This is a genomic window from Enterococcus sp. 10F3_DIV0382, assembly GCF_002140245.1.
Lineage (GTDB): Bacteria > Bacillota > Bacilli > Lactobacillales > Enterococcaceae > Enterococcus_B > Enterococcus_B lactis.
This window is the reverse complement of sequence record NZ_NGMF01000001.1, coordinates 803,109-824,274: the sequence shown is the minus strand read 5'-3', so window position 1 is coordinate 824,274 and position 21,166 is coordinate 803,109. Positions and strand designations below refer to the sequence as shown.

General features: G+C 40.0%; 15 protein-coding genes. 2 read left to right on the top strand and 13 right to left on the bottom strand.

Annotation, left to right across the window (positions count from 1 at the left end; translation table 11 throughout):
• Positions 1–250: 250 nt before the first annotated feature.
• The 5 genes from A5849_RS04055 to A5849_RS04035 all read right to left on the bottom strand — a co-directional run bounded on the left by A5849_RS04055 (position 251) and on the right by A5849_RS04035 (position 5,914).
• The gene (locus A5849_RS04055) at positions 251–3,514 is read right to left on the bottom strand and encodes an LPXTG cell wall anchor domain-containing protein (protein ID WP_172867957.1); all 3,264 of its coding nucleotides are present in this window, start codon (positions 3,512–3,514) and stop codon (positions 251–253) included.
• 271 nt (positions 3,515–3,785) lie between these two features.
• The gene (locus A5849_RS04050; RefSeq protein WP_086309970.1) at positions 3,786–4,331 is read right to left on the bottom strand and encodes a cysteine hydrolase family protein; all 546 of its coding nucleotides are present in this window, start codon (positions 4,329–4,331) and stop codon (positions 3,786–3,788) included.
• A gap of 11 nt (positions 4,332–4,342) precedes the next feature.
• Positions 4,343–5,035 carry a 5'-methylthioadenosine/adenosylhomocysteine nucleosidase gene (locus tag A5849_RS04045; RefSeq protein ID WP_086309969.1) on the bottom strand — a complete coding sequence of 231 codons (693 nt, stop codon included), beginning with the start codon at positions 5,033–5,035 and terminating at the stop codon, positions 4,343–4,345.
• 18 nt (positions 5,036–5,053) lie between these two features.
• Positions 5,054–5,338: a cell wall synthase accessory phosphoprotein MacP gene (gene macP / locus A5849_RS04040; RefSeq protein ID WP_002286760.1), complete on the bottom strand. Its 285-nt coding sequence runs from the start codon at positions 5,336–5,338 to the stop codon at positions 5,054–5,056.
• A 12-nt stretch (positions 5,339–5,350) separates the two neighbouring features.
• Complete coding sequence (locus A5849_RS04035) at positions 5,351–5,914, bottom strand: NUDIX hydrolase (protein ID WP_002329574.1); 564 nt, start codon at positions 5,912–5,914, stop codon at positions 5,351–5,353.
• A 227-nt stretch (positions 5,915–6,141) separates the two neighbouring features.
• Here A5849_RS04035 and A5849_RS04030 point away from each other — a divergent pair, with 227 nt between their 5' ends.
• Both A5849_RS04030 and A5849_RS04025 read left to right on the top strand, forming a co-directional pair.
• On the top strand, positions 6,142–6,804 hold the full coding sequence (locus A5849_RS04030; protein ID WP_002308198.1) for a 5-bromo-4-chloroindolyl phosphate hydrolysis family protein: 663 nt from the start codon (positions 6,142–6,144) through the stop codon (positions 6,802–6,804).
• Positions 6,805–6,927: 123 nt separating this feature from the next.
• Positions 6,928–8,124 (top strand): toxic anion resistance protein, encoded by a 1,197-nt coding sequence (locus tag A5849_RS04025; RefSeq protein ID WP_002308197.1) that lies wholly within the window; start codon positions 6,928–6,930, stop codon positions 8,122–8,124.
• Positions 8,125–8,223: 99 nt separating this feature from the next.
• Here A5849_RS04025 and A5849_RS04020 read toward each other — a convergent pair whose 3' ends face one another.
• The 8 genes from A5849_RS04020 to A5849_RS03985 all read right to left on the bottom strand — a co-directional run bounded on the left by A5849_RS04020 (position 8,224) and on the right by A5849_RS03985 (position 20,978).
• Complete coding sequence (locus tag A5849_RS04020) at positions 8,224–9,600, bottom strand: amino acid permease (RefSeq protein ID WP_002312044.1); 1,377 nt, start codon at positions 9,598–9,600, stop codon at positions 8,224–8,226.
• A 36-nt stretch (positions 9,601–9,636) separates the two neighbouring features.
• On the bottom strand, positions 9,637–10,503 hold the full coding sequence (locus A5849_RS04015; protein ID WP_002291228.1) for a GRP family sugar transporter: 867 nt from the start codon (positions 10,501–10,503) through the stop codon (positions 9,637–9,639).
• An 88-nt stretch (positions 10,504–10,591) separates the two neighbouring features.
• Positions 10,592–11,617: a two-component system sensor histidine kinase SapS gene (sapS, locus tag A5849_RS04010; protein WP_086309968.1), complete on the bottom strand. Its 1,026-nt coding sequence runs from the start codon at positions 11,615–11,617 to the stop codon at positions 10,592–10,594.
• Positions 11,618–11,634: 17 nt separating this feature from the next.
• Positions 11,635–12,309, bottom strand: coding sequence for a two-component system response regulator SapR (sapR, locus tag A5849_RS04005; protein WP_086309967.1), 675 nt, complete (start codon positions 12,307–12,309; stop codon positions 11,635–11,637).
• A 183-nt stretch (positions 12,310–12,492) separates the two neighbouring features.
• Positions 12,493–13,386, bottom strand: coding sequence for a class C sortase (locus A5849_RS04000; RefSeq protein WP_086309966.1), 894 nt, complete (start codon positions 13,384–13,386; stop codon positions 12,493–12,495).
• A gap of 74 nt (positions 13,387–13,460) precedes the next feature.
• Complete coding sequence (locus A5849_RS03995) at positions 13,461–15,176, bottom strand: SpaH/EbpB family LPXTG-anchored major pilin (RefSeq protein WP_002308192.1); 1,716 nt, start codon at positions 15,174–15,176, stop codon at positions 13,461–13,463.
• Positions 15,169–16,482 (bottom strand): pilin N-terminal domain-containing protein, encoded by a 1,314-nt coding sequence (locus A5849_RS03990; protein WP_086309965.1) that lies wholly within the window; start codon positions 16,480–16,482, stop codon positions 15,169–15,171. The genes A5849_RS03995 and A5849_RS03990 overlap by 8 nt, the downstream gene beginning before the upstream one ends.
• Entirely contained in the window at positions 16,482–20,978 is a 4,497-nt protein-coding gene (locus A5849_RS03985; protein ID WP_086309964.1) for a SpaA isopeptide-forming pilin-related protein, read from the bottom strand. Before A5849_RS03985 ends, A5849_RS03990 begins: the two co-directional genes overlap by 1 nt.
• Between the last annotated feature and the right edge of the window lie 188 nt (positions 20,979–21,166).

The following is a 21,166-nucleotide window of genomic DNA, read 5'->3' as shown; positions in this document are numbered from 1 at the left end:
CAAAAATAGCTCCTCATATTTTTCGTTTGGTTGGGCTTATTACCGCAGATGCAAGCTTTTGAACACCGTATATCAGAGGTTGCGAAAAAGCTGTCTTGCATCAAGTAATAAGAACAGCCAAACAAACACAGCAAGTGGGATCTCATCTATAAAAATGATAGAAGGAAGTGGAACGAATGGACGTCTCACTTCCTTCTTTTTTTACTTTCCTCAACTAATTGTTCTACCTTATCAAAAGGATACAGTGCGTTTATTTTTTTCGCTGTTTCATGACATAAGCAGCTACACCGATTAACAAAATTCCTCCAGCTACTGCTAACAACGGGCTATTAGACTCTCCCGTTTGTGGAAGTCCTTGAGCGCCATCTTTTTCCCTTTCTTTTGCTGCCCCATCTGGATCAGAAGGTTTTTCATTTGGCGATCCATTCCCTGGATTTTCCCCTTCTGGTTCATCAGTTCCTGGTGGCACACTGACAGCTTCTCGCACTGTTATCGCTTTTTGCTGGGTAACAGGTTCTGTATGAGCAACCCATTTTTCACCATCAAATATTTCCGAACGATAAGTGACTTCTAGCGTATATTCTCCTTTTGAGGGTGCTGAAAAAATAGCGGTATGATTAGAAAATTGAGCACTTGACTGTGTTTCAACGATTTGGATCTTTTCTGGGAAATAACGCATATCTTCAAAGACAGGTGTTCCTTGATTTGGTGTGAATGTTGACACAGATACTGTAAAAGGCTTCAGTTCGATGATATTTCCTTCTGCATTCTCCGTCACACCATTTGCCTCTTGGATAATGATTGGATTATTTTGTTCATTTGGTTTTGTCTGATTTGGTTCTTGTACGATTGCATATTCTGGATACTCCGAAGACGGTGAGGTTTCTCCGTCAAAAGTAGCACCTACAGATAGTGGAAGACCATCTACTCTTCCCTTTTCTGTTTGACGATTCTCCGGTTTGATTTGCATCAATCCATGGACATGGATGCTTCCATTCGCATAGCGCGTAACAGGCTGCTGCCCTTCTTGCGAATGTGTATTTAGAGATTCGATCCAATCTTTTGATACGGTATGTCCAAGAGTATTTTCTGATTGTTTCTCTCGTTCATTCCAATAGTAGTTCAACGAGTGATAGATTTGATCTTCGTTTTGATTCAATGGGCGGATCTGCTCTCTCATCTCAAGATTTTCTGTTCGGAAAGATAAGATACCAGAAGCATGGAAGTCTGTGTTTCCTGCCGAAGAGGTATAAAGAGCCACATTATAGGAACCATTGTTGAAGCTTGTACTGCTATTGACGATAATATCTGTTCCACTATTGGAATCGATTCCTTTCGCAAGATTTTCGAAAGACAAACTATTGATCAATTCATGAGGGCCCGATAAAGAGGAACCACCCATTTTGAATCCATTGCCGTTCCCTTCTCCTTCAACTCCCGGTACCCAACCGTTTCGATAAGCAACTGAGTTTTTGATGACTACTTTCCCGATCGAACCTGTTTCATTTTTAGCAAAAAGATCCCAACCATCATCTGCATTATGATAAGCGATACAACCGTCAAATACATTCCCTTCTCCTGTCGTCAGTTTGGCCGCAAATCCATCGGCATCTTCAAATCCCGGGTCAGCATTTTCAAAAGATGTACAGTTCTTGACTAAGTTATGCGCTGGCCATGCTTCGAAAGGATCATTTGAGCTACCGCTGATTTGGATTCCTGTATTTCCATTCCGATAAGCATGAATCTCTTCGATCAAATTATGGTTTCCAGAAATCTGCAATCCTTTTTGCATAGCAGCACTATTTGTAACGTCAAACCCACGTAAAACCCAGTAGTGACTAAACAGTGTCATCCCATTTCCAGTTCCTTTAAAATCAAGTACAGGTCGCTTGTTTTCTTGATTTTTCTCTGCAATCAATTGAATCGGGTTTTCTCTAGTCCCGTTAACTCCTTTTGGAATCGTTAATCCTCTTTCAAAGGAATAAGTTCCAGGAGCCAGGACGATTGTCTGCCCAGCATATGCGTATCTCAATGCTTGCGTCAGAGATAACGGATTTTGTCTGCTTCCGCTTCCTGTATCTGACCCTTCCGGTGTTACATAAACTGTCGAGTATTTAGGTTTATGGTAGTCAACTGTATGCAGGATCTCCTTTGTTTCATAACTAGCCATCTCTACGTATTCTTCTGGCGGATAGTTTTTATCTGGCGTAAAACTGAAAGTAAATTCGTTCGTTCCTTCCATCAGTTTTGTCTGATAATCAAATTCCCGATTTGCAGTGATTGCCAAGTCTTTCGCGTTCTCAAGTACCTCTCCTGTTGCTTGATTTTTGATTGTTAATAATCCGTCAGCATTTGCTCTAAAGGACATAGTATGGTCTTGGTTTCCTGAATGATTACTAGAGGTCACAGTGTAAATCGGATCAATCAAGCGAGTGGGCCTTTCTTGTCCAGGAGGATCTGTCGCAGGATCTGAGTAAGCCACTTCGATTCCTTCTACCTTGATCGTCATATTCCTTGCTGCAGCAAATCCTGCATAGATAACCGATTCATCGGAAGCATATAGCTTTTCCCAGTCATACATGATGTTAGAAGCTAGTTCTTCCCCTGTTTCAGGATCGTAATAATATGCCTCTAAACCAGTGTTCGTTTTTTTCATCTCTACATCTAGTTTAGTAATCGAATCCGTAGCCGGAAACAGATTCCCATGACCGTTTCCGAATATATTATAAGAACCTGCTTCTTTTTCTAAGAGCCCTGCTGAAGTCTCTAAAGGCGTTGTTTCCACTGAGACACTCCCAGGAGCAGGTGCGGCTTGAGGATCTTCAGATGATATCCCTGTGATTGCCCGTGTCCCCAATCCAAGTCGCATCGTATATTTACTGCCGTTCGTGTTGACCACTTCTTGTCTATCCGAGTCCCAGACATATTCGATCCGACTGCCCAGTATAGCAAATGAATTCGAATAAAATGCTTGCCCAAACAAATGATCTTTTGGCACTGTGTCTCTCACCATCAAAGCAAATCCTTCTTGAGCATTCGTATAGGTCCAAGATTCTATTTCAATCGTCGCCCGTATCCTAAAATTGGTATCTTTCGGAATGGCTTGATAATAATAGGTCATTCCATCTGATCCGCTTGACTGGAATTTCCCACCGTTATTCGTGGAAGAAAGCCGCACGCCGTCTTCTAATGGTTCAATCGCATATCTACTGGCACTTGTGCTTTCTCCAAAAACTACCCCTTTCCACTCTTCAGGAACTTCATCAGATTGCTTTTCTGCCTTTTCATTTTCTGATTCTTTTATCATAGGATCATTTCCTTCTTCCACATCCTTCTCTTCACTAGCCGTTGATTCTTCCTCCAATATTGACGTTTCTTTGTTGTTCACGTGTGCATTTTGTTCGTTCACAGTCTGTTCGTTAGCAGCAACTTCAACGACAGAAGTCAAAATCGAGGTACTAAGCATGAGGATATTCATCATTAGCGCACTGTATTTTATTCGTTTTTTTATCAAGTCTATCCCTCCTGAAACAATTTAGAAAGCGTTTACCTAAAGTATTACCTAATTTATTTTTGCTGTCAATAAAAAACAAAATTATAATAAGTGATATTTTATAAAAAGAAAAATATAACTTTAGTTGTTAATAATAAAGGGATTTATTATAGTTGAAATTATATTTTTGATAAAAAATAACAAATAAAAGAAGAGCGCAAAACAATGTAATTCGTTTTACGCTCTTCTTTTATTATTTTTTGATTTTTATTTTAAAAAAAGTTTTGTTTTTTTATAGAATCTCTGCACCTAACGCGGATTCAAAATGTCTCAATGCCCATTCGTGTCCGATAGGATCAAAACTTGCCACGGCATCTTTGAAAATATGGAGTTTGTATCCTAGATTATACGCATCAACTGCTGTATGCAACACACAAATATCTGTACACACGCCGGACAAATAAACATCTGTGATCTGACGTTCTCGCAAACGAATGTCTAGATCTGTTCCACTAAAAGCGGAATAATGCCGCTTGTCTATCCAATAAACATTTTCCTGCTGCTCATGCTCTTGGTACAAATTTTTTAAAGAGCCGTACAATTCCCGTCCACTCGTTCCTATCACATTATGCGGAGGAAATAAGCGGTTCTCTGGATGGAAAGAATCTTTTGGATCATGTGCATCAATGGCAAAAATGACAAAATCCTTTTGCTCCATAAACTTTTTTGTGTGGGCAGTCAGCTTTTTTTCAATTGCTTGACCTGCTGCACCAGTCGTCAGCTTTCCATCCTCTGCAACAAAATCATAGGTATAGTCAATCGAAATCAATGCGTTCATCTTAGTCCTCCTTATACGAGATGTTTGACAAATTCGATCACCATTTCTGCTGATTGCTTGCCTGCGTCTTCGATAAATTCGTCAAAGCTTTGTGTCGCCGAGTGATCTGCTGTGTCACTCATTGCACGTACGATCAAAAATGGGATATTGAACTGACGGGCCGTCTGTCCAACAGCGGCTCCTTCCATTTCACAAGCTAAAGCTTCAGGGAAATTCGTTAAGATTTCTTTGATTTTATCTGGAGAGTCGACAAATGTATCGCCTGTAACGATCAATCCTTCTTTTGCATTCAAATCCGTTGCTTTTGCTGCTTTAGCCATTTCACTGCGCAAATATGTGCTTGCTTCATAATATAGAGGCATTCCTGGTAATTGACCTGGTTTGTAGCCAAATCCTGTTGCATCTGCATCAAAGTAAGCTACTTTGTCTGATATAACAATGTCGCCTACTTGTAAACCTTCACCGATCCCGCCAGCTGAACCTGTATTGATCACCATGTTCACGCCGTATTGTTGGATCAACAGACTTGTGGTAATAGATGCTAAGACTTTTCCTATACCGGAACGTACGACGATCACTTCGTGGTTACCTAATGAACCTGAAATAAATAAAGCGCCTGCGCGTTCCCATGATAATGGTTCGCTTAGGTTCTCTCTCAAAATTTTTACTTCTTCTTCCATTGCGCCGATAATACCGATTTTCATCTTTTTAATTCCTTCTTTCTATATAAATGCGATTGCTAAAAAAACCACACATAACATTAGGATAACAATAATAAGAGATTTCATCAAAAAAGAGTTCCATTTGGTCGTCTTTTCTCGTTCACTGATCCTTGTTTTCGTGATTGGTTTATTCTTTTTGCTTTCTTTACGATAAAAGCTGGCAATCTTTTTTTCTTCTTGCTGATAAGCTGTTTCTGCTTTTCGCTGTTTTTTTAATGACTCGCTTGCTTGTGCTTGTTGTCGCTTGCGAAGTTCGCTTCGCGTAATAAGCGGTCCTTTGGCCATAAGCCGATCCCTCTACTTTCCTTTGGTCAATAATTCCCAGTATTGAATCGCATAAATCGTCTTTGCATCACAAATCAACTGATCTTTCATCGCTTGTTGTGCCTCTTCAAGAGTTAGATGATACAGCTCCAGTACTTCGTCTTCATCTTGAGCTAAAGGATTCTCGACCTTCTCTACTCCTTGTGCATGATAAATATGAAGGACTTCATTTGCAAAACCTGGTGAAAGATACATCGAAGTAAGATGGCTCAGCGACTTCGCACGATAGCCGGTTTCTTCTTCTAATTCTCTGGCTGCAGTCATTTCAGGATTTTTTCCTTCTCCTGGATCGATTTTTCCAGCTGGGATCTCCAAGATCACTTTTTCTAAAGGCTTTCGAAACTGTTTGACAAGGAGCAGGCGGTCATGTTCATCAAAAGCAATGATCCCAACACCGCCAGGATGAAATACTAGTTCCCTCTTCGAAGTTCCTCCGTCTGGTAAACGAACTTCATCTACAGCAACATCGATAATTTTCCCGCTATAGATTTCTTTGCGACTGATTGTTTTTTCTTCAAATTGCTCATTGTTCAGCATATCTTCTCCTGCTTTCTTTGTAATCATAACTGCTTTTTTTTCATTTTTCAATTTTTCTCGAAAACTCCCTATTAGTTTACCATAGATAAACCTTAGATTTTCTCTAAATATAGAAAATCCTTCTTTAGTCCGATACTCTTTCTAGTAGTCAGTATGCTAAAATAAGAATGTAATCGAATAACGGAAAGAATTCAATACTCAATGATAAATGACTTGGAGGGCTTATTATGATAAAACGAAATTGGCCGTGGCTTCTAGCACTGGTCTTGCTGTTTCTCTTTGTCCGAAACAATGGTTTTTCTTTTGTTCTAGGACTATTATTGATAGGCGTAGTTTTAGTTTTGTGGGGGCTCTTCGGTTCGCGCAGGAAAAAGGGAAAACAAGAAGAAATTCCTGCACTGACTGACGAACTTGAAACTCACTATGAAAAAAACGGTATGACAGCGAATGAAATCTCATTTTTTCGACAAACAATGAATCAAACAAAAAATGAGATCAATCAATTGCAAATGAATATGCAGCAGACAGCCAAACTTAAAGCAATCGATCTCCGCCATGACCCAGTCAAAGCAGCAAAAGCTTTATTCAAAGAATTGGTGAAAGAACCAAACCGACTGCATGAAGCAAGTCAGTTTCTTTATACGCATCTGCCGAATCTAGTTGATTTGACAAATAAGTATAATGAGATCAATGACCATGAGATCAAAAACAAACAGACCTATGAAAAGCTAGAAGAAAGCGCGCAGATCATCGACCAGCTGTCAGCTTTGATCGCACAAGATTATCAAAAATTCGTCGCTGATGACCTAGACGACATCGACGTAGAGATATCTGTTGCGAAACAAAGCTTAAAGCGTGATAATAAACATGAACCAGAACAAAAAGAGTAACTCTTTTGTTCATAAAAAAAGACTCGGAACATTCAGATGATGTCTGGTTGTTTCGAGTACTTTTTCTAAAGTAGAGATATTCATGTAAGAATCGAGAACAGATTCGACAAGGAGGAATTTTTTATGGATCATAAACCGACTGAAACAAAAGATGTCACACCAGTTAACGATACACTTGAAGACTTATTGAACAACCCGTTTTCAACCCCAACAGATACGCTGACCACTTCACAACAAGCGGAGATTGATCAGCTCCAAGAGCAGCAGACAGCTGCTCGCTTAATTGACAAACTACCGGCGGAACGTCAAGAACAAGCAAAACAGCTGGCAGCAAAAATCGATGCCAATGATGCACAGTCTGTCATCAGCTATGGCTCAGCTGCTCAAGCGAAATTAAGTGAGTTCTCACAATCAATGTTGAATCACGTACAAGCTCAAGATATTGGCCCAGTCGGAGATTCGTTGACTGAACTAATGTACCGTCTCCAAGAAGCCAACCCTGACGAACTGCGTGCCGGAGAAGGAAATATCTTCCAACGTGTCTTCGGTAAGGTCAAACAATCGATTTATGAAGTGACAGCAAAATATCAAAAAATTGGTGCACAAATCGACAAGATCTCAGTGAAATTAGATAAAGAAAAAGACGGACTATTAAAAGATAATCTGATGTTAGAACAGCTTTACCAAAAAAACAAAGACTACTTTGATGCATTGAATATTTATATTGCTGCTGGAGAATTGAAAATGGAAGAACTTCAATCAACGATCATTCCAGAAGCAATGAAAAAAGCAGAAGAAACTGGTGACCAGATGGATGTCCAGATTGCCAACGATTATACACAATTCCTAGATCGTCTGGATAAACGTACACATGACCTTCGCCTAGCTAGACAGATCACGATTCAGCAAGCCCCACAAATCCGCTTGATTCAAAACACGAATCAAGCCTTAGCTGAAAAGATCCAAGCATCTATCGCTACAGCCATTCCGCTGTGGAAAAACCAAGTCGTGATCGCATTGACTTTGCTTCGTCAAAAAGATGCAGTGACCGCTCAACGCCAAGTCTCTGAAACAACAAACGACTTATTGAAGAAAAATTCAGAGATGCTGAAAATCTCAGCCATCGAAACAGCGAAAGAAAACGAACGCGGAATCGTGGATATTGAGACCCTGCAAACTACACAAAACGATTTGATCGAAACGATCCAAGAAACTTTGCGTATCCAAAAAGAAGGAAAAGAAAAACGTCGTCATGCAGAAGTAGAACTTGGACACATGGAAGAAGATCTGAAACAAAAACTTTTGGATTTAACCCAATAGACCATTTTTCGTTCGTTACTAAAACAAACGCCCATCAACAGTTTATTACACTGTTGGTGGGCGTTTTTCTTATCTTTCTTCTAACTTCTCCATTGGAGTCTATTTCTCGTTCATCTTGCTGTGTCCATAGCCATAGCCAAAATAAATGATCAGTCCAATAACCATTACGATACCGAACACGATCCAAGTCACCGTTTGCAGACGAAGCATCAAGACGATACAAGTCAAGATCGAGACGATTGGCAAGATAGGAACGAATGGCACTTTGAATTCTCCTGCTTTTGGTTTGCCAAACATTTTTCTTAACTTCAGTAAGCCTAGACTAACTAGCATCAAATAGGCAAGCGCCATGATATTCGTTAGTTCCGCTAATACATTCAATGGGAAAAATCCGGCAAAGAATATGGCTGCCACACCAGCGGCATAAGTCGCTTTTTTCGGTGTACGATGCTTTTGATCGATTTCTGTCATAAATTTAGGCAGCAAACCATCCTTGCTGACAGCAAACAACAAACGAGCGAGTGAATACATCATCGAGATCGTCACCGTCAGCAACGTCAAGATTGCCCCTACAGCGATCACTGCGCCAACTGTCCCATGTCCTACATACCTCATGGCAAAGGCCACTGGATCATTAACGCCTAGTTCAGTATAAGGAACGATTCCTGTCAAAATCAGCGTCACGATAATGTAAAGGACCGTAGCGATCAGTATCGAACCAATAATCCCTCTTGGTACGTCTTTTTGTGGATTTTTGACTTCCTCAGCTGCCATTGCAACAGCATCAAATCCCAAGAAAGCAAAAAAAACAAGAGCTGCACCATCTAGCACACCGGAAAAACCAAAAGGCATGAATGGCTGCCAATTATCAGGCTTAACGAAAAATATCCCTACAATGATAAACAACGCGATGATACCAAATTTGACATATACCATGACATTATTCAAACGTAATGCTTTCTTGGCTTCAAGCGACACGATGTAAGTGACGAATATCACTACGAGCACCGCAATCAAGTCAATGTATGTACCATTTTCCGGATTGTACCCGCCAGTTAATGCTTGTGGAAGTTCGGCCCCTAAGCTTTTCAAGAAACCTTGCATATAGCCAGACCAGCCGGAAGCCACAGAGGAAACTGCTAGCAAAAATTCCCCGATCAACAACCACCCTGTCAACCAGGCAGCAAATTCACCAAAGACAACATACAGATAGGCATATGGCCCACCGATCACTGGCACTCGCGAAGCAAACTCTGCGAAACTCAGTCCAGACAAAATGACAACGATTGCAGCTAAGACAAATGAAAGTGACAGTGCTGGACCAGCATTTTGATTGGCCGCAACCCCTGTCACCACAAATATTCCCGTACCGATGATCGCGCCAATTCCAAGCATGATCAAATCAGACGTTTTTAGTTCTTTTTTCATCTCACTCGTATGATTGAGATTGATCTCTTTCTTACGAAACAAATCCATTGAAGTTCCTCCCCATTTTAGGTTGGAAAACAGTGATTAAACTGTTTTCATGTACCCTAAAAGGATACCACCTAAAATGACTAAAAGGCAACCAACAATAACATAAATGAGCTCTTTTTTCGTTTTTCTTTCGCCAAGGATGAAAATCCCACCTAAAGTAGAAATAATGATCCCCATTTGTGAAAGTGAGAATCCAACAGCTAAACCAAGGGATTTGACTGTAAGAAGCATACAGATATTACCTAAGCCCCATAATAATCCACAGATCATGTTTTTCCATACAAATTGATCTACTTTAACTTTACGGAAGGCAAAGAAGCTTGCGCCTAAGATCATTCCGATACTTTGAGGTAAGATAATTGACATCGCATCCAAATTCGCCCAGTTGACAATGATCGTATATACGCCATAACCAATCGTAGAGAAGATCAATGCTCTAAAGCCCTTACCAAAATCAAGCATTTTATTATCTGTATCTATTTTTCCTTCGTCATCTTGTCGTGCCGTCAAATACGCACCGCTTACAAGAAGAGCTAAAGCAATAATACCGTATACATAATCTTTCGTTTGTGTCCATTCTTGGAAGAAAACGGCTCCCGCAATCGTATTCAAAATTAATTGAAAACCAGTAGACAATGGTAACCCTACAGAAACACCCATGTACTTCATTCCATGGAATTGTCCATTTTGTCCAACACTCCAAGCTAAGCCAGATAAAAATCCGATCAAGAAAATCCAAGGGGTGATTACAGGACTAACAACGAAAAAGACAACTAAAGAAAACAGAAATGCACCAATCGTCATTCCTAGTGTTTGTTGATTGGCATCGCCACCAATTTTACCACTTACTAAACCAATACTACCCCATGCCAACATAGGGACTAATGCTATTAAAATTTCCATAACCAATCTCCTTTTATTTCACATGATAAGAAACTTATCAGCGAAAACGTTAACAACACAAGCGTTTTTTTTCGTTTCTAACGATTTTCTAACGTTTTTCATTATAAAAATTTAAGATTGGGAAAAATAAAGTCATTGTCGTCCCTTTTTCTTCAGTTGATTCAGCCGTCAATTGGATACCTAATTTTTCTGCCAGATTTTTTGCCAAATACAGGCCTAATCCTGTTGAATGCGTTTTACTAAGTCGTCCATTTCTTCCAGTAAATCCCTTATCAAAGATTCGTTTCAAATCTTCCTCCGGGATACCGATTCCTGAATCTTTAACAGAAAGGCTGACTCCGTGCGCTTCCTTTTTTATGCTCACCATGATATTTCCGTGATCCGGCGTATATTTGATGGCATTGCTAAGCAGTTGGTTGAAGATAAAAGCGACCCATTTAGCATCAGTCAGAACAGTATGATCCTCACCAATGATTTCGTAGCGAAGATTTTTTTGGATAAAATAATTGGCCTGACTGCGTATCACAGGCTGGATGATTCCTTTCAATCCATACTCTTGGATGAGATAGTCCCGCGAGAAACTGTCGAGTCTTGCATAATACAAGACTTGCTCTACGTATTCGTCGATTTTTGATAATTCATTTTCGAGTAAGGTATACTTTTGATCGTCAATATCGAACTCGATCGAACGAACCAGTAACTTGGAAGCGGAAAGTGGTACTTTGATCTCATGGACCCATGAGTCAATATAATCTTTTTGGTCTTGTTGATTGCTGATTGCTGATTGCATCACTTCTTGATGTTCGCGGATCAGCTGATTGATATATTCTTCTACCAGTTTTTCTTCTTCTGTCCGCCCGCCACTCAAATAATTTTGCAAAGGAGATGTTTTTTGTATGTCAGCTAACTTCCCCCACCATCTTCTTTTGCTCAAGTAGCCACCTAGCAGATAAAAAATCAGAAAGACGCCCTCGATCAAAGCTAAATAAGCAATCGTGCTCAAATCCACTTTGATATTTGGGGCTAGCCACATCACAAAGATCGTTAAGGCAATAAAAAACAGCCATCCCAAGATTAATGTCCACTGATCTTTCAAATATTTAAAGAAATTCATCTTAACCGATCATCCTTTCAGGGAACGATATATCCCTGTCCTACTTTTGTTTCGATATAGCCTTGGATACCTGCCTGTTCGATTTTTCGGCGTAACCGATTGATGTTCACTGTCAATGTATTGTCATCTACAAACCGCTCGTCATCCCAAAGTGCTCGCAGCAATTTTTCACGGCTTAAGATCTTTCCGTTGTGTTTCATCAAAATAAATAGCAGGCGGTATTCATTTTTGCTCAAATCAATGATCTCTCCATTGATCTCCATACTTCCGTTGTCGACATTCAACGTAATACCATTATGGCTCATCATTTCACTGGATAATTCTGTGTAATTATAAGAACGGCGAAGCAACGCATTGATTTTGGCAATCAGTACATCGATTTGGAAAGGCTTTGTCACAAAATCATCTGCTCCCATGTTCATGGCCATGATCATGTCCATATTCGTATTCCTGCTGGAGATAAAAATGATCGGTACTTTCGATATTTCACGTATTTTTTGACACCAATAATACCCATCCAAAACAGGAAGATTGATGTCTAGCAATACAAGCTGTGGTTCTTCTCTTTCAAAGTCTGAAAATACTTGGTTGAAGTCGGTCGTTCCAAAGGTTTCGAATTGCCATTTCTCAAGTTCTTCCATAATCAATTGTCGAATGATTTCTTCATCCTCGACTACCATGATTTTTGCCATAAAAAATCCCTCCATCTTTCTTCTTGCTTCTACAATATCAAAGAAGCCTTTGTGAAACAAGTTGGCTTACCTGTAAAATGCCATTTTAGAAAACGTTAAAAAAAACTGAAAATAGGCGATTTAATCGCTTTTGTCTCTTCCAAGCAGCTGAAATTTATTATGTTATTCTTAATAATTGGTCTATCATCTGTTATTTTTCTTTGGTTGTTTTTGTCTTTTAAATTTTCGATAACCCCAATAACCGAAAAGAGTTAGTATTAACAATACCCCTAGTAAGAGCGCAAGTAATCGATAAAGATGGTATCTTTTTGTCTTTTCCATCTTCGAAGAGGCTTCTTCTGTAAAAGGGACTCGCTTTCCTGTCACCAGTAACCTGTGGGTGTTCACAGTATAAGGTGTGCAAGTAATAAGTGTGACCAGATCCTGTTTTTCTCTGATTGCTAATGTATCTGTTTTTGTTGGAAGGACAACGATTTTCTCAACGACTTCATAAGCGAGCATACGACCATATACTTCAAGATAGAAACGGTCATTTTTCTCCATTTTTTCAAGATCTGTAAACAATTTTTTCTCAGCAACACCGCTATGGGCGGTAATGACGGAATGTGTACTTTCTCCTCCAATTGGAAAAGAGGTACCTTGTAAAACTGTTGCTCCTCTATCTAATAAAAGATCATTTGTTTCATCGAATAAAGGCAAGCTAACATTGATTTTCGGAATATAGATTGCTCCGATCATATGTTGTTCGTAGTATTCTTTTCCTGGATTTCGGACATCTCTAACCGCTTGTTCAAAAGGATCTTTGACTTGACCCATTCCTGGGATGGCTGCCGTACGAGCAAGCGCCTGATTTTTCTTTTCTTGGACCGCTAATCGTTGCTCATTTTTTTCTTCTTTCTCTCGTGCAAGCTGTTTTTGATAATTCTCGATCCTTCTTTGGTCCAAATAATTGCTGAGAGCATCAGCTAAAAATGGATATGTAAAAACTGCAGCTCCTGTAAAAAACATCACTACCATGAATAATTGTAATAATATACTGATTTTTGTTTGAGGTCTTTTCTCTGTTTTCTTTTTCATTTTCTTCACCTTCTTATTTAAAAAAACCGCAGCAACCTTTATAAAAACCGATTGCTGCAGCTTATTTTTGTTGCTTATACTTCAGACTTCATTTTAGATTTACGGTACCAGCTGTAGGCCCCAATCATCAAACTTAGACCGATCAGCAAGAATGCTAAGATCCCGTTTCCTCCAGTAGAAGGAAGAAATCCTTGTCTTACGTTTGGTACGCGTGCTGCTCCTGGATACTCATAGCCCACAATCACAAGTTCATCATCATAGCTACCAAGTTCTACATTGAACTCTGTGAAAGCTGCTTCACCTGTTGGTAAAACATATCCTTCTGGTGCTACTGTTTCTTTCATGAAATATGTTCCGTAATCTAATCCAACAACTTCGAAGTATCCTTGGTCATTTGAGACAAATTCTGTTGCCTCTACACTATTATCACTTATCCAATCGATTGTGATTTCTTCTGCATCAGCACCTGACTCATAAATAGGTAATCGTACGCCATCTTTATAGAAAACAGCATAAGCAGTTTTCTCTTCGTTCCACAATTCAAATCTTGCACCGTCTAGTAAAGCATTACTTGAAGCATCAAACTTTTCAAATCTTCTCCCGCCAGTCGTTACTTCTTCTGATGGTACGCGACGTTCGTTGTAGTCATACTCGTCACCTCTACCGATTTCGATCAACGCTGTATTGTTATGGAATTCGTCTGCATTGATGACTGCATTGACTTGTAAGTCATAGGTAACAGTTAATTCCCCGCCGCGATGATTCCCTAATTTTTCAAGCGTTGCTCTGTTCGGTATACCTCCTGTTTCAAGAATGATCTCCACGACAAAACCGTTACCCGCTTTTGTTACTGTATAATCAGTATCTTTTATCAGTGTTGTATCTCCTGCTTGTACAAGGATATCCTGATCAAAATAACTCAAACCTTCTGTTGGCGTATCTGTGATCGTGAAATGCGTGATGACTGTTCTATTGTCCTCATTGATTTCATCAATAAAGTAAGGAATCGGTGCAGTTATTGTATAAGAAACTGTTTTTCCTTTTTCCAAGTCAACATATCGGATCGTTTCTTCACCATTTTCATTGCGAATCGTCACTGTTCTAACGTCCGCTTCATCTACATTCATTTCTTTGGAAGAATCTTGGATTTCATTTTTAGGATACAAGTGTACATCGGTGTTGTACGTATCTTTCCAAGAGGTTCCATCCCATACACCGCCAATAATATCTGGCATCATAACTGGCATCATGACAACCATTGGAGACGCGATTCTTGAAATATGAGCTGGTGAATATGTTTCTAAGAAGAGATAGACTTTATCTCTTAATTCTCCCGTTGTTTCAGTTACCTGTACCTTTTCAAAAACAGCTTCACCATTTTCGCCAGTCGTCTGCTTATCCATACTTTCGATACCATAAGATACAAACCATGCTGCTGTGTGATCTGATTGGATCAAAGCAATCGCAGCGGCAGGTTCTAACCCATCATCATCTATGTCAGTTGTTCTAGGGTCATCTTTCAGCAAATTATAATAGACATCTGTAACATCAAACATTTCAAAATCGACGCCTGGAAGATTTTCATTGCCAAAATCATCTGATATCAACCCGCTGTTCGGTCGTTCTTCAGGCACAGTCGTGAATGCTTTTTTGTGTAATGTGATTGTCACTTCACTTGGTTTTTCCGTGACTTCTTCAGCGTGAACTAATTTTCCATTTCCAAAACTTCCTAAACCTACAGCTGCGAGCAACAGCGCACTCATCCCCATGGTCATCATTTTTTTATTCATTTTTTTCTCCCCGTTCTTTTTTTATTAATAAAACAGCACCTAACAACAAAAGGATTCCTAACAAAGAAATCAATGTTCTTGCTTCATTGGTTTGTGGAAATACGGACCCTTTCACAGGTTGATTTGGATTGCTTGGTCCACTTGGTTCTTTCGGTTTGTCCGTTGTTTCTTTTATGGTCTCGTTATACACGCGTGGTGTTGCTGATTCATAGGCAGAGGCTGGAACTTTTCCGGATTCCAATTCAGCCATCTTCTGCCCATTGACCATTACATATTGCGGCTGTCCTTCTGCATCCACCCAAGATTCAGGGACAATGACCTCGATTTGCTTACTTGCTTCGTCCATTTCGTACCCTTCTACACTTTTCAATTCCTCAAAATAATAGGTACCAGAGGGCAAGAATCGTTGACCTGTCGTGACTAGACCGTCTTTATCTGAAATGAATTTGCTTACATTTTTATCATTCAAAGGATCGTTGTTTGCTGGTTTGATCCATTGATTTTTCAAGTCATTCGCAGAAGCCATGTCTAAATAATATTTTTCGCCTTCTATTATCTGATACAGAGCAAAAACAGCACCTTCTAAGGGGCGTCCTTTTTCAGTTGTTCCTCTTTGTCGTCCATACTTGAAAAAGTATGGATCTCTTAAATAACCGACATTTTTAGGATAGATATGGATTTCTTGCAGTTCCTCGGTTGGTTCTGTTGGATGATAGATTGGCAAAACAGCAGCAATCGGGATCGCTGTTTGATCGATATCCACATTCAACCCGATTTCCGGATCAATTGATTCTTCAAAAATCAAATAAACTGCATCTCGATCTTGGTTTTTCTTAGGTACTTGGATGCGTGCAATCCCATCTCCTAATCCACCAACCGTATCTTTTCCAGTCGTTACCGATTCCCCAACCTGAGCAAGTCTTTCTTCTGTGATCAACTGACGGATATTGTTTCTGCTCGTTTCAGCGATTTGCTGGACGAATTCTCTAGAGGTCATGTTCTCAGCAGCTTTTTTGTCATGATAATAATCGGTCATATCGTAAACGGCGAATGTCGCTCCATTTAGCGGAACTGTCTGCGAAATGATATCTGCTGTTTTTCCCGCTTCCTCAGAGATAGCCAGACCGTCATTTTCATGGAATTCAAATTGGTCGTTATAATCGATATCTCGAATCATCCGTTTATGCAATACGAATTCCACAACGTCTTCCCCTAATTCTTCTGCCGACATCGTTTGAGGAAGAAGGACTGCTACAAATGGCAGTAAAACAAGTAATTGAAGCATCAAACACAACAGCTTTTTCATTACCTTGCCCCCTCCTTTTTAGATTGTCTGACATACAAACCATAGGCTGCACCGGCAAGTGCCACGAAGAATGCAGCAATCAGGATATAGAATAATCGTCCAGATCCCCCTGTAGCAGGCAATGGATTTTCAGGATCATTCCCGACACTAAGCTGTAGCCTGATTCGGTTCGTATCCAAAAGTTCATACTCTAATTCTTGCTGCAGATCAGGAGTCTCTGCTTCTTCGTTTGGATAATAAGAAATCTCAACTTTTAGTGTCCCGGCTTCTTTTCCTGGAACGACCCGATCATTTTCCACTTCTGGTTCTTCTCGATAACTAATTTCTAAAATAAAGTAGCCTGGAAGTTTCCTGTAGCCGTCCGGCGACTTCACTTCCTTGATCCGATAGAATCCTTCCGTCAAATCCAAAGCATTGAATAGGGAAGAATCGTTTGGATCTGGTGCCAAGCCTCCGTCGATGAGTTCATAGTCTCCTGCACTATTTTGTTTCTCAATTGAAAATTCTGCGCCTTCAAGACGTCGACTACTCATACTGTCAACTTTCAAAAGTTCCAGATCGATTGGTGCTAGTTCATCTTCTAAGGTTACTTGTAATACACCATCGATGATGTCATAACCCTCCGGTAACGGATCAGTTTCGTCTTCGATGACTGTCTCTCCAATGACAAATTTCCCTTCTTCATTCAGTGCAAACTGGAATACTTGATCAGACAATTGATACCCATTTGGTGCAACAGATTCCGAAACTTCATATTCACCGATAGACAAACGGAGTGGTTGACTGTATTCTAAATCGACGTACTTCTCTACACCGATCGTATAAAGATAGAAGTAACCGATTCCAGACAAACGTTTCGTTTCTTCTGGTTCTAATGGGTTGCCTGTGTATGCTCGATACAGCGGGAAGGAAGAATCTCCTATTTTCCTAATGTCAAAACCTGCACCATCTAAAGGATTACCTTCATGATCTAATTTTCTAACCCGGATCTCCCGGTAATCAAACGTATTGTAAGCAGTGAATGCCACCCATAATCGGCCCTCTTCGTCTGTTGAATGGGTAAGATATTGCCAATTTGCTTCACCTGTTCGTCTAAGCTGGATGATGCCTGTTTCATTGTCGTAAAGTCGCAAGATCCATGTGTCGTTTTCGCTAGGTTCTTTGAAACCTTCTGGGCTTTGACTTTCAACGATTTTGTATTCTGCATAGTTGGCATTTTCTTCACTGTCCGTATGAATAAATGAATCTGGTTCTCCAATAGGATGAATGACTTTCTCACCCTCCACGAGCAAATATTCTCCATTTTCATTTACTGAATAGAAGGTGAGCATTCCTTTCTCTTCGTCTGCTTCATTTGCACCAGAGATTCCTTTAGCTACCGGCGTTCCAATTTCAAGTCCGCTTCCATCGGTTTGATAAAGTTCAAACTCTGCCCCATTGATTGGCGTAGTGCTTCCTTCAATGAATTTATTGATGTTCATGTGGACTGGCTTGAATTCATTCCGCATTTCCAGTTTGACATACAAGTCTTCATAATCCGTTTCGTCCTCATTGACATTTTGAACAATTGAAAGTTTGTGGTATTCGCCTTCATAATAAGAATCAGGATCGCTACCTTCTTCTCCACCAACTCTTACTCCTGAAGTATTTGCTGCTACCAACTCATAGTGACCAAGCGCTGTATCTCCGCTGGAACTATATTTTTTGATTTGGAATTGATACGTCTCATCCACTAACTGATAACGTGGCGGTCCAGCGATCTCTCTGATCCAGAAAATATCACTGACAGCACCTGTTTCATCCCCCAGCACAGGGATCTTCGTTTCAAAGATTGCGAGTCCATCGTTGGTAGTTGTTCTCGTTTCAATCGGTTCCACATCCCCGCTATCCGGGTCCTGATCATATAGAGCAAATTCGACTCCTGCTAAAGGTTCCCCATTTTGCCCTGTTTTGCTAACTTGCAAATTACGGTCTTTGTGTTCATAACGAATAGAGGACGTTGGGAAATACATTCGACCAGATGTGATATCGTTATCATAATCTTCCAGATTTTGGATATATGCCTGATTATTTACAGCATAGAAATTCCCGTCTTGTGCACCTGCATCCAGTTTTACTTGATACTTGATCCTGACCATTTCCCCTTCACCTAAAGAAATCGGAGAAAATTTATAGGCTTGATTTTCTCGTCCGACATACGTTGTCGGTGTCGCCACTACTTCTGGCGGTGCTTGCCCATGACGTGTGACATCCCATATTTCTGGTTCTTGGTACTTCATGCCATTTTCTCCTGGATCTAGATGGTAAAACTGAATATCCGCCGATCTGCCAGCTCCAAACGGTGAAACATTAAATCCAGTTTCATCATAAAGTGTGGCTTGTTGGATCGTTTTCTTGAAAGTAGAGGAGATGTCCTCCAAGGCTGTAATGATGTCATTCTTGTTGTTCGCATCGTAATAACGCGGTGTTGTGCCATCATCGTTTAAATCAGCAATGTTTTTTAATACATTTCGTCCAATTGCATCGAGCCGCTGTCTGCCGGCAACACTTCCGTCAATGCCTAACCCAATGGAGAAAATACTTGGTGGGTTCTCTTGGTACTTGTTTTTCAGCCAATGATGATATGCAACAGTATTGATGGCAGATGATTTTTCTTGGGTATCCGGTTCTCCTGTAGTACCATTGCTAGCAGCACCAGTACCAACCCAGTGAAACGCTTTATCATCACCTTCTTTTACTTCTCCGTAACGATAATTATAATCCCACGTATCTTCTGGACGATTAAATTCTGAAGGATAGACAACAGGATAACTAAAACCTGCCCCTGATGTATTTCCAGAATATGTTTCAAAGTTTTTAAATAAATCGCCTGTATCTCGAGCGATCATATTATTCATAACTGCCCAGTTGGTAAAATCTGGTCTGTTACTTCTTTCAATTGGAGCATAACTGAAGGTGGGTGTTCCGTCTCCTACGACGATCAGGATCTTTTCGGGATTTCTATTTTCTCCGCCATTATCCGCGTACAATGTTTCATAGCCATTTTTAAGTCCTAGTGTAAGCGGCGTTCCTCCGATGGGTGTACGATTTAGTGCTGTATTCTCACTTCCCGTTAAACGATTGATGTCATTTGTCAACGGAAAGATGTCCGAACTGATTTGTTCCTGGTTATTGATGACTGTACTATTATGATAAAAATTCACCATACCGATCCGAATATCCATATTTGGGTCGGATAGCAGATTTTCACTAATTTCATTTACTGCTTCTATCAGTGCCGCATTTTTACTCTGACCTCCGCCTTCTAGTGTCCCCTCATTCATACTGGCTGATTTATCTAGAACAAAAACGATATCGATCGGGCTGATTTCTTGTTTCTCACTTCCGATCACATCTAGATAAACGTTATAAAGTGTCGTTGCATCTTCAGGATGTAGATCAGATGTTGGGTTGTTTGATAGAACAGGTTCTACCCATTTTTTGATATACGCTCCGTTATAATCCAAGTAACTGTTTTCAAAATTCCGTTCATCTCCCCAAAGCTGAACGGTTTGAGCCGGAACATTTACATCTTCTTCACCTGCAGTTGATCCATTATCAGCCGCATAGTCATAATTTCGCCAGTTCGCTCCCCCGATTGTGTAATCACTATCATCGATCAAGTTCTCTCCATCATATGGTGAGCCTTTTTCTCCCTGATAGCGTTCATTGCTTTGTGACCAATTTCCTAATACTTTTGTATAGTCATTCGTTGTAAATCGTGGATAGCGGTGCTGATCGTTTTCAGCTATTCCGCTAGGATAGATATATTCATATGGATCTTGCGTAGCTGTTGGTCCAAGACGTTCTAAAATACCGTTGAATAACCGGCGTTGAATGCGTTGGAGTGCTTGACCGCTGGGCACGATTGGTGTGTCCAGCTCTTCCGTTTCATTTTCTTCGCTACGTTGATTTTCAGCGGAATCCTCTGTATCTGTTTCATTTTCTTGTAATTCTTGATTAGCTATTCTTTCATCGACCACCACTTGAAGAGGTAGTTCCCCTTCATTCACATCTGGAATCTTTTCTGTTTCAAAAACCAATGTGCCGGTCTCAGCTTCTTTTGAATAAAATTTTCCGACATACCATTCTTGACCATCGATTGTCTCGACTTTTAAGTCTTCTCCATCTTCATCGTAAGAGGAGAGACCTGTTCCCCGAACGTTTTTTACGGTACCAATACCGGTAGCAGCTGTATCGATTGCTAAACGTATTCTACCTTCGTTCGCACTCTCTTTCTTTTCAAAAGCCAGATGCCATTCAAACGTTTCTTCTTTTTCGATATACCTCCCTTCGATTTTTGCATAATCCTCATCTAGAAATACCTCATCCTCCTTCACTTCTGTTGACTCAGCAGCTACATCCAATGCTGTCATATGATAGACAGACTGGAAATACGGTCCAAATAGCAGACTGACAGCTGCTAACTGCAAAAGCTTCAATTTTATCCCTTTCACATTCTTATACTCCTTTCTAAAACATGTGTCTTCTTTCACAACAAACACCAAAAACAACGTCTATCTAATTATAATCTAATTTAATTTTAACTTTAAATCAAATAATATCCATTTTAGTTAAAAAACACCAATTATACAACATTTATTATTAAAATTAGATTATAAAATTTTATAACGTTCTCATTTAA

Bases quoted from the DNA above. Each gene is read 5' to 3' on its own strand.
- A5849_RS04050 (WP_086309970.1), bottom strand. From the start codon at position 4,331: ATGAACGCATTGATTTCGATTGACTATACCTATGATTTTGTTGCAGAG.
- A5849_RS04045 (WP_086309969.1), bottom strand. From the start codon at position 5,035: ATGAAAATCGGTATTATCGGCGCAATGGAAGAAGAAGTAAAAATTTTG.
- macP (WP_002286760.1), bottom strand. From the start codon at position 5,338: ATGGCCAAAGGACCGCTTATTACGCGAAGCGAACTTCGCAAGCGACAA.
- A5849_RS04035 (WP_002329574.1), bottom strand. From the start codon at position 5,914: ATGCTGAACAATGAGCAATTTGAAGAAAAAACAATCAGTCGCAAAGAA.
- A5849_RS04030 (WP_002308198.1), top strand. From the start codon at position 6,142: ATGATAAAACGAAATTGGCCGTGGCTTCTAGCACTGGTCTTGCTGTTT.
- A5849_RS04025 (WP_002308197.1), top strand. From the start codon at position 6,928: ATGGATCATAAACCGACTGAAACAAAAGATGTCACACCAGTTAACGAT.
- A5849_RS04020 (WP_002312044.1), bottom strand. From the start codon at position 9,600: ATGGATTTGTTTCGTAAGAAAGAGATCAATCTCAATCATACGAGTGAG.
- A5849_RS04015 (WP_002291228.1), bottom strand. From the start codon at position 10,503: ATGGAAATTTTAATAGCATTAGTCCCTATGTTGGCATGGGGTAGTATT.
- sapS (WP_086309968.1), bottom strand. From the start codon at position 11,617: ATGAATTTCTTTAAATATTTGAAAGATCAGTGGACATTAATCTTGGGA.
- sapR (WP_086309967.1), bottom strand. From the start codon at position 12,309: ATGGCAAAAATCATGGTAGTCGAGGATGAAGAAATCATTCGACAATTG.
- A5849_RS04000 (WP_086309966.1), bottom strand. From the start codon at position 13,386: ATGAAAAAGAAAACAGAGAAAAGACCTCAAACAAAAATCAGTATATTA.
- A5849_RS03995 (WP_002308192.1), bottom strand. From the start codon at position 15,176: ATGAATAAAAAAATGATGACCATGGGGATGAGTGCGCTGTTGCTCGCA.
- A5849_RS03990 (WP_086309965.1), bottom strand. From the start codon at position 16,482: ATGAAAAAGCTGTTGTGTTTGATGCTTCAATTACTTGTTTTACTGCCA.